General features: G+C 42.6%; 12 protein-coding genes. 6 read left to right on the top strand and 6 right to left on the bottom strand.

From position 1 onward, the window contains the following. Window positions 1–158: 158 nt before the first annotated feature. Complete coding sequence (locus tag IEY42_RS17845; RefSeq protein WP_188926653.1) at window positions 159–614, bottom strand: DUF2057 family protein; 456 nt, start codon at window positions 612–614, stop codon at window positions 159–161. Window positions 615–1,050: 436 nt separating this feature from the next. On the opposite strand from IEY42_RS17845, the gene IEY42_RS17840 reads away from it, so the two are divergent. Continuing rightward, on the top strand, window positions 1,051–4,455 hold the full coding sequence (locus IEY42_RS17840) for an EAL domain-containing protein (protein WP_188926652.1): 3,405 nt from the start codon (window positions 1,051–1,053) through the stop codon (window positions 4,453–4,455). 81 nt (window positions 4,456–4,536) lie between these two features. On the opposite strand, the gene pyrC is transcribed toward IEY42_RS17840, so the two are convergent. After that, on the bottom strand, window positions 4,537–5,574 hold the full coding sequence (gene pyrC / locus IEY42_RS17835; RefSeq protein WP_160055137.1) for a dihydroorotase: 1,038 nt from the start codon (window positions 5,572–5,574) through the stop codon (window positions 4,537–4,539). A 215-nt stretch (window positions 5,575–5,789) separates the two neighbouring features. Between pyrC and IEY42_RS17830 the strand changes: the two genes are divergently transcribed. From IEY42_RS17830 to IEY42_RS17810, 5 genes are all read left to right on the top strand, one after another. Continuing rightward, entirely contained in the window at window positions 5,790–6,305 is a 516-nt protein-coding gene (locus IEY42_RS17830; protein WP_188926651.1) for a WD40 repeat domain-containing protein, read from the top strand. Window positions 6,306–6,414: 109 nt separating this feature from the next. Next, a complete protein-coding gene (locus tag IEY42_RS17825) occupies window positions 6,415–6,795 on the top strand; it encodes a WD40 repeat domain-containing protein (protein ID WP_188926650.1) in 381 nt (126 codons plus the stop codon). Window positions 6,796–7,093: 298 nt separating this feature from the next. Continuing rightward, window positions 7,094–7,396: a DUF134 domain-containing protein gene (locus tag IEY42_RS17820; RefSeq protein WP_373292883.1), complete on the top strand. Its 303-nt coding sequence runs from the start codon at window positions 7,094–7,096 to the stop codon at window positions 7,394–7,396. Window positions 7,397–7,441: 45 nt separating this feature from the next. Further along, window positions 7,442–7,873: a transcriptional repressor gene (locus IEY42_RS17815; RefSeq protein ID WP_188926648.1), complete on the top strand. Its 432-nt coding sequence runs from the start codon at window positions 7,442–7,444 to the stop codon at window positions 7,871–7,873. 68 nt (window positions 7,874–7,941) lie between these two features. Further along, on the top strand, window positions 7,942–9,651 hold the full coding sequence (locus IEY42_RS17810) for an FAD-dependent oxidoreductase (protein WP_188926647.1): 1,710 nt from the start codon (window positions 7,942–7,944) through the stop codon (window positions 9,649–9,651). A 106-nt stretch (window positions 9,652–9,757) separates the two neighbouring features. On the opposite strand, the gene lysS is transcribed toward IEY42_RS17810, so the two are convergent. The 4 genes from lysS to chrA all read right to left on the bottom strand — a co-directional run bounded on the left by lysS (window position 9,758) and on the right by chrA (window position 15,567). Next, window positions 9,758–11,260 (bottom strand): lysine--tRNA ligase, encoded by a 1,503-nt coding sequence (gene lysS / locus IEY42_RS17805; RefSeq protein WP_188926646.1) that lies wholly within the window; start codon window positions 11,258–11,260, stop codon window positions 9,758–9,760. A 57-nt stretch (window positions 11,261–11,317) separates the two neighbouring features. After that, window positions 11,318–12,416, bottom strand: a protein-coding gene (prfB, locus tag IEY42_RS17800; protein ID WP_188926645.1) for a peptide chain release factor 2 whose coding sequence is annotated in 2 segments (ribosomal slippage) — window positions 11,318–12,340 and window positions 12,342–12,416 — 1,098 coding nt in all. Because the reading frame shifts where the segments join, the coding sequence is not laid out codon by codon here. 215 nt (window positions 12,417–12,631) lie between these two features. Then, a complete protein-coding gene (locus IEY42_RS17795; RefSeq protein ID WP_188926644.1) occupies window positions 12,632–14,296 on the bottom strand; it encodes a methyl-accepting chemotaxis protein in 1,665 nt (554 codons plus the stop codon). A 119-nt stretch (window positions 14,297–14,415) separates the two neighbouring features. After that, on the bottom strand, window positions 14,416–15,567 hold the full coding sequence (gene chrA / locus IEY42_RS17790; protein WP_188926643.1) for a chromate efflux transporter: 1,152 nt from the start codon (window positions 15,565–15,567) through the stop codon (window positions 14,416–14,418). Window positions 15,568–15,624: the final 57 nt, after the last annotated feature.

Below are 15,624 nucleotides of genomic sequence, written 5' to 3'. Positions count from 1 at the left end.
AGTCGGGGTGATTCAGGTTTCTTTCAACCTGACGGGTTTGCCAGCTTCGCTGGGCAAACAAAATAGAAAGGTAGCCTAGGCTACCTTTCTATTTTTATGCTTACCTTTTTACTAACGAGCAATCGCTCATAAGCTTAATGCTGAGTTAACCTTACACACTACTTAAGCAGTAATTGTGTGAGTAATTTCGCTTGCGTGAGTAACTCAACATCATCATGATGTTCACCATTAATGGTTAACTTAATTTGTGGGTTTTCTAAAAACTCACGCGCCTCTTCAGCGCTATAAATTGTTGGGGTGATAATTTCATAACGTTGATTGTTAGCCACATTTAACGTGAGGTAAAGTGGCTTTGAGCGCACCCAAGAACCTGAGTCATCGGCATTATCTTGAAACAAATCCCGGTAATTGATTTCTACCAGCTGTTGGCCACGTTTAAGGCCGACAGTGCTATCAAGGCTAACACTCTCGCCATTGACTGTTTCGACAACGAGCGAATCTGGCACGGTTAAACTGGAAGCCTGCACTTGAGCTCCAAATAATAAACTGAGGCTGATAATCGCTGTGCGAAAAACAGATTTAGGTGTGATTGCATTGCTAGATAATAATTTCATGGGGTTGTCCTTTTAAAATATTGCTTGGCCATCAAGCAAGTTGTATTGATTTAAAAGACCCCGCGAGTGCAATTAATCTTTCAACAATGTTTGAACATCAACTTAAAGCCCTCCTAATAGCGCCCCAAAAACAACCTACCACGCTGTATTATAATAATAAATTTTTTATCTCTATAAATAAGCATGCGCCCACTCACATTTACTCAAGCTTATTTAGCAATCTATTAAGCTGCATGATAGCGTGAACCTCATTTTTCAATTTTGATCTTAGTTTGCCGCTATGGCGATGATTTAGGTAAAAAATAAATATACGACTAAACTCATTAAAAGGAATTCAGTGCGTCATTTGTAACTTGATAAATAGCATTTTTTAAGCCGAGTCAATGCGCACAACTTATAGTAATGGATGACAGGCCCTTTTATCTGCGGGGAACCAATGGATAGTTTTTTTAGCTTGATGAACAACGCAATACTCTTGCTCGCGCTAGTCGTGATATACGATGCAATTGGCTTGCAAAAAATAGCTCCGTCTAAATACAAATCAGTATTAAGCGGAATTTTTATTGGCATTATTGCCATTAGTGTCATGAGTAACCCTTGGGAGCTGCGCCCAGGGGTATTTTTTGATGCACGCTGGATATTACTGAGCATTAGCGGGTTATTTTTTGGATTAATCCCCACGCTTATTGCAACACTATTTGCTGCGAGTTTTAGAGTGTACCTGGGTGGCGATGGTATCTATGTAGGGACATTCATTATTGTCATCAGCGCCATTAGCGGATTGTGTTGGCGTTACGGGTTAACAAAATCGAATACAAAACTGACTTGGAAAAACATTTTAGCGTTAAGCGTGACCGTAGAAATGATTGTTATCATTTGTCTACTGCTCATGCCGGTATCAGACAGATATACCATTATTTCAACCATCAGCCCCACCTTGTTAACCGTATTCACTGCATTGTCATTCTTACTCGGCCTCCTGCTGAAACATCGGATTGATGGCCAAAAATTGGCTCAAGAGTTGATGCGTCATAAGCAGTTACTCGAAACGGAAAAAAACCTTTTACAAAATATCATCGACGGCATACCTGATTTGATTTTTTACAAATCCACTGACGGTAAATATCTCGGTTGCAATAAAGCGTTTGCTAACGCATTAAATCGAACATTAGATGAAATCAAGGGGCACACAGACCATGACTTCTTTAGCACACTAAAATCCAGAAAATTCACCAATGAAGACACTCAAGTATTAGCGCATAAGGCAACCCTAGTTTATGAAGATAGGGTGACCTCAGCCAATGGAATAGAGCATATTTATCGCACTCAAAAAACGCCATTCACCAATGTTGATGGCGATATTTTAGGGATTGTCGGAGTGAGCAACGATGTCGCAGAAAAACTTCATATCGAAAAGCAACTGCAGCGTAGTGAGTCCACTTACCACAATATTATTAGTACCGCCCAGGACGGTTTTTTAATTGCTTCACTCGAAGGAAAGATATTAGAGGTAAACCAGAGTTTTGCCAATATGACAGGCTATACCACAGATGAATTAACTAGCCTGTCTGTTAATCAAATTGAAACCGATGATAAACGTCAGTTTTCAACGCGAAAACTTAACCAAGCAAGGCGCGAAAAACGCTTTAACTACACCTCATTACATCGACATAAACAAGGGCATCTTTTTCATGTTGAAGTTAGTGTCAGTTATTGGGACGGCGATAATGGTATGTTTTTCTGCTTTGTTAAGGATATTTCGGAGCGGATTGAAGCAGAGAAAAAACTCCTGCTTAGTGAGTCTAAGTTCAGACATATTTTTGAGCGTATCCCCGCTATTTCGGTACAAGGATACGACAAAAATCGTTCAGTGATTTTTTGGAATAAAGCCAGCGAAAACCTTTATGGCTATACTCGGGAACAAGCTCTGGGGAAAAAACTGGAGGATTTAATTATTCCCGCGCCGTATAGGCAAGTTGTTATCGATAACGTGACATCATGGATCAGTGAGGGCGTTCCAATTCCAGCAGAAGAGTTAATGCTTCAACGCGCAGATGGTACCAGCGTCCCGGTTTACTCCTCGCATACATTAATCAACAATACCGACAACGAAACCGAAATGTATTGTATCGATATTGATTTAAGTGCTCAGAAAAAAGCTGAAGAACAAGCACTAACCTTGTCACAAGCTATTGAGCAAAGCCCTATCTCGATGATTTTGACTGATACAGACAGTAAAATTGAATACGTTAATAGCGCCTTTGAAAAGATCTCTGGCTACAGCGCAGCCGAAGTCTTAGGCCACTCTACGAGTATGCTTAAATCGGGATTAACGCCAAAATCTTTGTATAGCGAACTATGGGAAAACATTACCTCCGGAAAAACTTGGCAAGGCGAACTGCAAAATAGAAAGAAAAATGGCGACATCTTTTGGGAGCACGCTCACATTGTCCCTATTTTTGATAACGCTGGAGTCACTAAACATTATTTAGCGTTAAAACAGGATGTTACTCAATACAAACAACAAGAAGAAAAAATTCTTCATCAAGCCCATTACGACAGCTTAACCGGCTTACCTAACCGTTTACTTTCACTAGAGCGGCTTGCTCAAATGCTGACACAAGCAAAACACGACAACAGTCACGTTGCCGTATTATTTTTAGATTTAGACGACTTTAAAAAGGTTAACGACACCTTAGGGCACTCGGTGGGTGATGAGCTATTAGTACAAGCCGCTACCCGTTTACAAAACACCATTCGCACCGATGATGTTGTCGGGCGTCTTGGTGGTGATGAATTTATTATTTTACTGAGCGACATTCACCAACAAGCAGATATTAAGATAGCGGCGAATAAATTGTTACAGCAATTCTACTTACCTTTCCAGCTGGAAAAACGAGAGTTGGTATCCACCATTAGTATCGGTATTGCGCTTTATCCTAACGACAGCCTTGATGCAAAAGAGCTGCTTAGACAGGCAGACTCGGCGATGTACCACTCTAAAGAACAAGGTCGGAATACTTATACCTTTTTCACTCATAAAATGAATAATGACATGCACCGCCGCCTTCAATTAGAGGAGCTGTTACGTAATGCATTAAGAAATAATGAGTTAGAGGTGTATTTTCAACCGCTGGTTGATATTCGTAATCGTAGCATTATTGGTGCAGAAGCCCTATTACGCTGGCATAACCCTGAACTCGGTAATGTCACACCTGACGAGTTTATTCCAATCGCAGAGCAAACAGGATTAATCATTTCTATCGGACAATTTGTATTAGAAAGCGCTTTTAGTGCCGCATACCATTGGCAGATTTACTATAACCGCCAATTTAAAATCGCGATTAATGTGTCACCAAAACAATTTAGAGAAAACAAATTTGTCGATATACTTACAACGCTATTATCTCAATACGATATTCAGCCTTGTAGTGTAGAGTTAGAGATCACTGAGGGGGTATTACTCAGCGGCGACCAGATTATCAATAGTAACTTAACGGCCATTAATGATATTGGTGTCAGTATTTCCATGGACGACTTTGGTACTGGTTACTCATCCTTAAGTTATTTGCGCAGTTACCCTTTTGATACATTAAAAGTGGATAAAAGCTTTATTAATGACATTACCGTAGACCCAGGCGATTTAGAATTGGTGGGTGCGGCCATTGCAATGGGCCATGGTTTAAACTTAAAAGTGGTTGCTGAAGGGATTGAAACAGAAGAGCAATATCAATTACTTAATGCATTAAAATGCGATTACGGCCAGGGTTATTTGTTTAGCAAACCTCTGCCAAAAGCAGAATTTGAAGCGCTGTTAGACGCACAACAACAACCTAAATAATACTGCCTACCCATGTGGCATAACACAACGGCTAACCACAGAGTTAGCCGTTGCGATCATGCCAGAAAAAGCTGACAGCCATTAAGCGCCTTGCACTTTCCAGCTAACGGTTTCGCCAGCAAAAAACGGTACAATAGGGTTACCATTTGGCAAAATAATTTGCTCTGGCACTGTCCATTCTTGTTTCACTAACGTCACAGTACCGCTATTGCGCGGTAAGCCATAAAAGTCAGCCCCATGGAAACTCGCAAAACCTTCAAGCTTATCTAGCGCGCCTAAGTTATCAAACACTTGGGCATATAACTCTAACGCACTCCAGGCGCTGTAACAGCCGGCACAACCACATGCTGACTCTTTACGGTGTTTTTCATGTGGAGCTGAATCGGTACCTAAAAAGAACTTACTTGAGCCCGTTGCTACCGCAGCTTGCAATGCCTGTTGATGAATATTGCGTTTTAATACTGGCAAACAAAAGTTGTGTGGACGCACACCTCCGACTAACAAATCATTGCGGTTTAACAGTAAGTGTTGCGGAGTAATAGTGGCGGCCACATTGGCAGAAGCCCCCGCGACAAACTCAGCAGCTTCTTTAGTCGTAATGTGTTCAAACACCACTTTAAGCTGAGGAATAGCTTCAACAATGCGCGATAAATAGCGATCAATAAACAGCTTTTCGCGATCAAAAATATCAATATGCGACTCAGTAACTTCACCATGCACTAACAACAACATGCCCTGCTGAGCCATGACTTCAAATATGGGAAATAATGCATCTAATGCTTTTACTGCTGCATCGGAGTTGGTTGTCGCGCCTGCAGGGTATAACTTAGCCGCAACCACACCCGCGGCTTTAGCGTCGATAATATCTTGGGCGCTGGTGTTATTGGTTAAAAACAGGGTCATTAATGGCTCAAAGTCACTGCCTTGAGGGCGCGCAGCTAAAATACGTTCACGATAGGCCACAATCATGTCGGCATTGGTAACCGGTGGCACTAGATTTGGCATTACAATCGCACGTTTGAATAATCTTGCTGTAGCAGGTACGGTTTCACGCAGCATATCGCCATCACGAAAATGAAGGTGCCAATCGTCTGGCGTTGTTAGGGTTATTTGCGTCATGTGGGTTCCTAGTGCTACTACCAAAATTGCCGCTATTGTGCCTTAAATCGCTTTTTCTTAATAGATGCATAATTTGAACGCAGACTTTTCTATAGCAAAAAATCATGCCATTTTTAATAAAAAGTCGCGCGATTTATGTAGCTAAAAACCATTAAAACTAGCGGTATTGCTCTATGTTATTATGTTTAAAGCATCTTTTTGATAGGGGAATTAGATTGTTAGCTAATGCCGGTTCTAGATTACTAATCAATGTACACTTTATTACCGTAATCACGATAATGATGATTGTCTCTGGCTGCAATCAAGCTGAGGTGATGAAAACCTCCGATAATATTCAACCACTTGTTCAAGAAACGCTAATTGATGGCGTACTGTCTAACGATGCCAGTATGGCTATTACATTAGGCAGAAGCCGTACAATATCAATTTGGGATGTGGCAACAAGCCAACTATTACATCAATGGTCTGACGATGACTTTGATGAAACCAATTATCTGCTGGCATTATCAGGTAACAAACAATTCCTTGCGACTGCTGGCAAACAAAAAATATCCGTTTTTAACCTTGAGACAGGCAAATTAGATATACGCTGGCCCGCCCAGGGGTTTAATCCCGACGCCAGTATTTCGAGCCTTTTTCTGAGCCAAACCGGCAGCACTATTTTGGTGGGGATGAATGATGGTTCAATTACAGTGATACAACGAAGTAGCATGACAATGTCATTTATTTAAACAACACAGCGCCGCAGTTAATCATGTTGAGCTATCGGGCTTTGAACAGCAGGTATTATCGACTGGGCTTGATGGTGATGTACATATTTGGGCTACTTATAGCGGTGAGTTGATCAGCAGTTTCTCACGTCCTCAACAAATCACCAGCGTGAGTTTTGATGACGCTAATCGGCGCTTATTTATTGCCGATGCACTCGATAACAATGTCATTATCGATACCCAAACAACGCAGTCAGTAAGTCATCTTGATTACCTTGAACGCTATCGCTATTTCCGGCAGGCGTTATTCGTCAATCACGGAAAAAACTTAATTACCGCAACGTCAAAACAAAGTGTTATCTATTGGGATACCTCATCTGGAAAAGAGCTTTTTCATTGGGATATCACCGCCTATAACGCTGGCACCACGGTATTTTCAATGGTAATGAAACCTAATGGTAAGCTATTGACCTTAAGCTCAAATGGCGCACTTGAGACGTGGAGCTTATAAGTTTATCACCATCAGGTATATGCATAATAAAACCATTACCACGTTATTTGATTTGTATTGTTAGGGCCTGTTTGGCGTATCACGGATTATAAAATAATCTCTCGAATAGCATCCATATGTATCAATAGCATCACTAAACAGTCACTCACGCTCCCAAAGCCAGCTTGATTTAGCGCAGTGATAAAATCAGTATCGTAGAGTTGTCAGCTTTATGGGCTAGATCAAAGATCTGTTTGTATCTCAAACTCAATATACAATAGAGCTTGCATGTACGAACTACATTCAGTATAAATGGCATATGCTAAAAATGAGGTGTCAAATGGCAAGACCCAAAATACCCCGAACGATATGCGGACAACCCGCCAACATTTGCTTTAAACCTAATGGTATTCCAATGACGCAATTGGAACAGGTGCCTCTAGCTGAGGACGAAATGGAAGCATTACGCTTAGTTGACTTGCTCGGTATGCAACAACAAGAGGCGGCTAAGTCGATGGGCGTATCTCGCCAAACACTGGCCAATTTAGTGAAAGCCGCAAGGCTCAAGGTGGTTGATAGCTTAATTAATGGCAAAGCATTGATGACAAAAAGCATCAGCTAAATCAGCAACACAGTAAACACGGTTCGGCGTGAATAGGTAAGGCTAATGCAAGCAGTATTAAAAGACTCTGGCCTCAAAGTCACTCATCAAAGATGTAAACTGCTCGAATTTATCAACCAGGTTGATGAGCAGCATTTAACAGTAGAGAACATCTATCAAGGTATTAATGCACAAGGTGAGAACATTGGGTTAACCAGTGTTTACCGGATGATGTCTGATTTTGAACAAGCAGGCCTTGTGACCCGACGTTTGCTTGAATCTGAGAAAACGATTTACGAGCTCAGCAATAAACCACGCCATGATCATTTAATTTGCCTCACTTGCGGCAAGGTCATTGATTTTGTCGACCCGTTAATTGAACTGCGTTTAAGCTTAGCGGCTGAGCATCATGGTATGAGCATTCATCACCACAGTCTCAATATGTATGGCCAGTGTTTTGAATGTCAAAAAGCACATTTAAACGAATCGATTACCTAAAACCTATTCCGTAAACCTATTGCACATCTACAAATAGGTTTAATGACTTAACTTTATTGGAGGTAAGCATGACTAAGATTGTCATCATTGGTGGTGTTGCCGGCGGCGCATCGGCAGCCGCAAGAGCAAGACGAGTATCTGAAACGGCTGAAATTATCATGTTAGAAAGAGGCGAGTTTGTGTCGTTTGCCAATTGCGGCCTGCCTTATCATATTAGCGGCGAGATAGAATCAAGAGATGCGCTATTACTGCAAACACCCGAAAGCTTTAAATCGCGTTTTAATGTTGATGTGCGGGTATTAAACGAAGTGCTCACTATTGATCGCCAGGCTAAACAACTGACAATACGCAATCTTGCAACCAATGAAACCTACCAGGAATCTTATGATAAATTGCTGCTAAGCCCTGGCGCCTCACCCATTAAACCGCCATTGCCAGGCATTGATAGTCACTTTGTTCATAGCCTGCGTAATATTCCCGATATGGATAAAATCCTATCCACCTTAATGCTGCATAAGCCCAAACATGCTACGGTTGTGGGTGGCGGTTTTATTGGTTTAGAAATGGTCGAGGCACTACGCCATGTCGGTTTAGAAGTCAGTTTATTGGAGCTTGCTGACCAGGTTATGGGCCCAGTTGACCTTGAAATGGCCAATATGCTGCACCAAAAGCTGGTCGATAATGATGTTGATTTACGTTTAAAAACAGGGCTAGCTGCCATCACAGAATGCCCTATTCAATTGACTGAATCAGACAACACGGATGATTACGATAAACCTGCATCGCCACATTTTCATTTGCAATTAGCCTTAAGTGATAACACAACACTCGCGACCGACTTAGTGATTTTGGCCATTGGTGTTAAACCAGAAACCAGCCTGGCGTCGGCATGCGGCCTTGAGTTAGGTAAACTCGGTGGTATTAGAGTTGATGATGAAATGCGCACCTCAGACGCTGACATTTATGCTGTAGGCGATGCCATAGAAACCGCAGATTTTGTTACCGGTCACCCAACACTAATCCCGCTTGCGGGGCCTGCTAACCGACAAGGGCGTTTAGCGGCCGATAACATGTTAGGTGCAAATATAAAGTATCGCGCCACTCAGGGTACTGCCATTTGTAAGCTATTTGACATGGCTATAGCGTCTACCGGGCTCAATGAAAAGACTTTACTCAAAAAAGCCATTCCATTTGAAAAAATTTATGTGCATACCGCCAGCCACGCCAGTTATTACCCAGGCGCTCATCCTATTACGCTAAAACTGTTGTTTAGCCCAGATAATGGCACAATTTTAGGCGCTCAAGCGGCAGGGTTAGATGGCGTAGATAAACGAATTGACGTGCTAGCCGTGGCGCAACGTGCTGGTATGACAGTATATGATTTAGCCGACCTTGAGCTCACTTACGCACCACCATTTGGCTCGGCGCGTGATGTCGTTAACCAGGCGGGTATGGTGGCAGCAAACGTATTGTTAGGTGATGAACAGATTTGTCACACTCAAGATTTCGTTAACTTAAGTGCAAATCAAATCATCGTCGATATTCGCAATCCTGGTGAATTAACCACAGCGGGTGCCATTGACGGCGCGATTAATATGCCACTGCCACAACTGCGTGACCGACTTAACGAGCTTCCAAAAGACAAAGAGTTACTGGTATTCTGCCAGGTTGGTTTACGTGGACATGTTGCTTATCGCATGCTCACTCAACACGGCTTTAAGGTGCGTAACCTCACTGGCGGTTACAAAACCTTCCAAATGGTCAACGCCCATTTTTAATTTAGGCGCTAGACCGGCTCACTAAAACAAAAAACAGCAACAAAAAACCAGCCCGCAGGCTGGTTTTTTATTATTCTTCAATATTGGCTCAAGCCAACATGGGCGATTACGCTTGTGGGCGCATCGCTGGGAATAAAATCACGTCACGAATAGTATGAGTGTTAGTGAATAGCATCACTAAACGGTCGATACCAATACCTTGGCCTGCTGTTGGCGGTAAGCCGTGCTCAAGTGCAGTAATGTAGTCTGCATCGTAGAACATCGCTTCATCATCGCCAGCATCTTTAGCATCAACTTGCGCTTTAAAGCGGTTGTCTTGATCTTCTGCATCGTTAAGCTCACTAAAGCCGTTAGCCACTTCACGGCCACCAATAAAGAACTCAAAACGGTCGGTAATGAAATCGTTGTCGTCATTACGACGTGCAAGAGGCGAAATGTCCGCTGGGTAGCCCGTAATGAACGTAGGTTGCATTAACTTAGGCTCTGCGGTTTCACCAAAGATTTCTTCTAGTAGCTGACCACAAGTCCAGAATTTTTCAAGCTTAATACCTAGGCTCGATGCTAAATCACGCATAAACTCAACGTCTTTAACTTGCTCGTAAGTCATTGCTTGAATGGTAGCGTTATCTGGGTTGTACTTTTGGATCGCTTCTAACATGCTTAAACGCGCGTAAGCGCCACCAAACTCAACGGTATCTTCACCATAAGGCATGCTTGTGCTGCCCAATAATTCTTGAGCAATTGAGCCTAGCATTTCTTCGGTAAGGTCCATTAAATCTTTGTAATCAGCGTACGCCATATAGAATTCCATCATGGTGAATTCTGGGTTATGACGTGGTGATAAACCTTCGTTACGGAAGTTACGGTTAATTTCGAACACACGCTCAAAACCACCCACAACTAAACGCTTAAGGTATAGCTCTGGTGCGATACGTAAGTACATTGCCATGTCTAATGCGTTGTGATGTGTAACAAATGGACGTGCTGATGCACCACCAGGAATAACGTGCATCATTGGCGTTTCAACTTCCATGAACTCTTTTTTGATCATGAAGTTACGAATCGCTGAAACCACTTTAGAGCGCATAATAAAGGCATTGCGCGAGTCTTCGTTTACGATCAAATCGACATAACGTTGACGGTAGCGAGTTTCTTGGTCGGTTAAACCGTGGAATTTTTCAGGTAATGGACGCAATGCTTTAGTCAGCAATTGGTATTCTTCCATGTTGACGTACAAGTCGCCTTTGCCAGATAAGTGCAGCTGACCTTTAACACCGATGATGTCACCGATGTCTAAACCTTGATAACGTTCTTTTAAGTCGCCTTGTACTGGCTTGCCAGCATACGCTTGAATACGACCAGACACGTCTTGAAGCACTAAGAATGGGCCACGTTTAGCCATAATACGACCGGCAATACTGGTTTGAAAACCTAACGCTTCTAGAGCTTCTTTAGTTTGCTCACCATATTGCGCCTGCAGTTCAGCGGCTTTATGGCTACGTTGCCATGTATTAGGGTGAGCATTTGCAGGGCAGCTAGTACGGATGTGCTCTAGTTTAGCGCGGCGCTCTGCAATCAGTTTGTTTTCATCTTGTACGTGTTCGGTCATGTTATATTCTCGCGTTTACTCGCCACACTTTAATGCATGGCGAAAAAAGTTAATTTTTTAAAGTCCTGATTTTAGGCTGGCTTCAATAAACTTATCTAAATCACCATCCAACACAGATTGAGTATTGCGATTCTCAACCCCTGTACGTAAATCTTTAATTCGCGCATCGTCTAATACGTATGAACGGATTTGACTGCCCCAACCGATGTCAGACTTAGCGTCTTCTGCCGCTTGTTTGTCAGCATTTTGCTTATGCATTTCTAACTCGTATAACTTAGCTTTTAATTGTTTAAACGCTGAGTCACGGTTTTTATGTTGCGAACGATCGTTTTGACACTGCACAACGGTATTGGTTGGCAAGTGAGTAATACGTATCGCTGAATCCGTTTTGTTAACGTGCTGCCCACCTGCACCCGAGGCGCGGTAAGTATCAATACGTAAATCAGATGGATTAATCTCAATTTCAATGTCATCGTCGATTTCTGGGTAAACAAATACCGAACAAAAAGACGTATGACGCTTGCCCGATGAGTCAAACGGTGACTTACGCACTAAACGATGCACGCCGGTTTCGGTGCGCATCCAGCCAAAAGCGTATTCGCCAGTAAACTTAATGGTTGCGCCTTTAATACCCGCAACGTCACCGTCGGTGACTTCCATTAATTCAGGACTATAGCCGTGGGCTTCGCCCCAACGCAAATACATGCGCAATACCATGTTGGCCCAATCTTGCGCTTCCGTGCCGCCCGAACCTGATTGAATATCTAAATAACAATTTGAGGCGTCATTTTTACCCGAAAACATCCGGCGAAATTCTAAGTCAGCCAATCGAGAGTCTAAGGTTTTTAGTTCCTCGGAAGCGTCGTTAAAGGTTTCTTCGTCATCTTCTTCGATGGCTAATTCAAGCAACCCTTCGATGTCTTCAAGACCTGCGTCCATATCATCAATGGTTTTAACAACCGCTTCTAATGCAGCACGTTCTTTACCTAGTGCTTGAGCACGTTCAGGTACGTTCCACACTTCAGAACTTTCAAGTTCTCGACTGACTTCTTCTAAACGCTCACTTTTAGCAGCGTAGTCAAAGATACCCCCGAAGTAGCTCAGTACGTTCAGCAAGCTCTTTGATTTTGAATTTTACCGGATTAACTTCAAACATGAATATTCAACTTAAATTAGCAGTTAACAAAAGGTGCAACGGCGCATTTTACCCCATGATACGCGCTAAACCTAGACCGAAAGGCCGATTATTAACAAACTAATGCCGAATAAATTTCAGCAGTGCGAACACTCGGTCAATATGCCTTTTTGCAAAAAAAAATGAACTCACTAGGAGTTCATTTCTATAAGGCGTAAACCGCGTTAATTAGTACATTAGATTTTGAACTGGCCCACCAACTTAGCGAGGGTTTGCCCTTCGTTAGCGACATCTTTACAAGCACCCGACGCATCTTGGCTGGCGGCTAATAACGAGTTAACGATTTCTTGCACTGAGTTAACGTTGCGGTTAATTTCTTCAGTTACTGAGCTTTGCTCTGTTGCTGCAGTCGCAATCTGGGTACTCATATCATTAATGCTAGTAACTGAAGTGGTGACAGCACCTAGGCTTTCAGAGATTGCACGTGACGACTCAACCGAGCTCAAACAGCTTGTTTGGCTTTCTTGCATGGTTTGCACGGCTTTAGTCACTAATTTATGCAGTTGCGATAGCATATCGTTAATTTCTACCGTGCTGCTTTGGGTACGGCTGGCGAGATTTCTCACTTCATCAGCCACCACCGCAAATCCACGTCCTTGCTCACCTGCACGGGCCGCTTCAATGGCTGCGTTTAACGCCAATAAGTTAGTTTGTTCAGCGATGCCGCCAATCACACTTAACACAGAATTGATTTTTTGTGATTGCTCACTTAACGATTTAACATCCTCAGCGGCATTATCAATTTGTTTCATTAAGTTAGACACTTCCGTTAGTGAAGTATCAACACACTCTTGCGCTTTAGTAACATCACCTGAGGCGGTATGCGTTGCATCGGCAACCATACTGGTATTGTGCGCCACATCATTTGCGGTGGCTGACATCTCAGTAATGGCGGTAACAATTTGGTCAATTTCATTATTGTGGCTGTAAAGCTGTTCGGTCATTGACGCGGTTTGGCCACTGATACTCTGAGCACCGTGTTTGACTTTTTCAGTCGCACCAGCGACATCGCCAATAATGGTTTGCAGCTTATCAACAAATAAATTAAACGCACTGCCTAGCTGGCCAATTTCATCTTCGCTAGCCACATCTAAACGTTTGGTTAAGTCACCTTCACCTTTGGCAATATCATTAAGTGAATTTGCCATATTTTGGATCGGTACAACTAACTTGTGCGCCATAATGATCACTACAAATGCGGTAATGCCGGTTAAGCCAAGCGCCATCATTAAAAACATTAACGCTTTAGTGTTCATGCGCTCTGCTTTTTCATCGTGAAACTTGGCTATAGATTGCTCGATATCATCAATATAGGCCCCAGTACCTAACATCCAGTTGGTATTAGGCACCATAACGGCATAGCCTAGTTTTTCGATTAACTTATCTGAGCCGGGCTTTTGATAATAATATGAAAAAATACCGTCGCCAGATTTAGCCGCATTTAATAACCCGACAATAATTTTAGTGCCGTTAGGGTCAGCCATATCAATTTTGTTTTGCCCTTCTAAATCAGGGATGGTCGCATGGAAAATGTTGACCCCAGCAGTGTCATATATATAGAAATAACCAGCACTACCAAAGCGTAAATCGCGTAAGGCCTGGTTTACATTACCATCGCTTCCGAGCGAAAGTTGATGTTCAACTACGCCTTGGGCAATTTCAGTTGCTTCAGCAAGTTGATTCTTTCTTTCTGCTATTAATTCGTCGCGAAATTGAGCAATATCATTTTTTAACGAGGTGCCCTCATTAACATAAAACAGACTCAGTAATACCGCTAAAATTAGCGATAAAGGGATGAGCGACAACCCCAACAGTTTATTGCGTAAGGATGATTTCAGCATAGTTGAATCAACTCGTAATGTAATTGTAAATTAAGTATAGATGTTTATGATTTGTAACCAAACATTCTCAGCAAATAAAGTGAAATACATCGCAAAAAAACATAAAAAATAAACAACAGCTAAAGCAAAGTAAGTGCAGCTCCGATAACGGCAAATCCTAGTACTAACCACACAATACTCGGTTTAAAAATTTTCAATACACTAAAGCCTACAATCACCATTGCCATATCGAGCGGCATAATCACGGCACTGGTAAATACCGGTTGATAAAGCGCTGCAAGTAATAACCCCACAACGGCAGCATTGACTCCGGCTAACGCACCGGCAATATGAGGGCGCTGGCTAATCGTGTGCCAACTTTTTAACCCCACTAGCATCAGTAAAAATCCCGGTAAGAAAATGGCTAAGGTCGCCACAATGGCACCCAGTATGGGAGACTCTAACCATAAATCTGCCCCTAAGAATGTTGCTAAGGTGAACATTGGCCCAGGGATAGCTTGCGCAAGTGCATAACCGGTTAAAAATCGGTCGGGAGTAATGTAGGCGCCAACGCTTGCTTCAAGTAATGGCAGCACCACATGACCACCACCAAAAACCAAGCTACCGACCTGATAAAACTGGGCAAAAATTTGCCCTAAGCTATCATCATGGCCGATTAAATACAGTGACCCCACTAAGCCAAATATAAATATGGCCAACCAGCGATAATCAAGGGAGATAGGAGGAGTCTCTGGGGTCATGTTTTCACCACGTGTCAACAAGATCACTCCAGCAATGGCGGCAACAATAAGCACGGCTATTTGAGTTAACATCGACGGCATGATTACGATAACAACCGCGGTTACGGCCATTAGCACCTTAGCGGTTTTACGCTGACAAAACTGATTAAACATTGATAACGTGGCATCGGCAACCACCACAACAGCCAACAATTTTAAACCATGAATAATGCCCTGCACGGCACTGTTATCTAACCATTGCGCGCTGGTTACCGCAAACAAAAACAACAAGAGAAATGACGGTAAGGTAAAACCTAAAAACGCTGCGAGCCCGCCCAGTAAACCACCTTTATGGTAGCCAATAGCAAAGCCGACTTGGCTTGAGCCCGGACCTGGCATAAATTGGCTTAAAGCAACAAAGCTGGCGTATTGCTTACCATCTAGCCATTGTAAATCATCAACAAATGCTTTTCTAAAATAACCAATATGCGCTGCAGGACCGCCAAAACTGATTAAACCTAATGCTAAAAAACGACTGAAGATTTGCCACATAGTCCTGAACCCTTATTGTACTGATAAGCAATTTTATGACATTTAAATGACAATTTC

The organism is Shewanella algicola (genome assembly GCF_014648035.1).
GTDB lineage: Bacteria > Pseudomonadota > Gammaproteobacteria > Enterobacterales > Shewanellaceae > Shewanella > Shewanella algicola.
The sequence above is the reverse complement of the archived record's forward strand: the minus strand, read 5'-3'. Positions and strand labels throughout refer to the sequence as shown.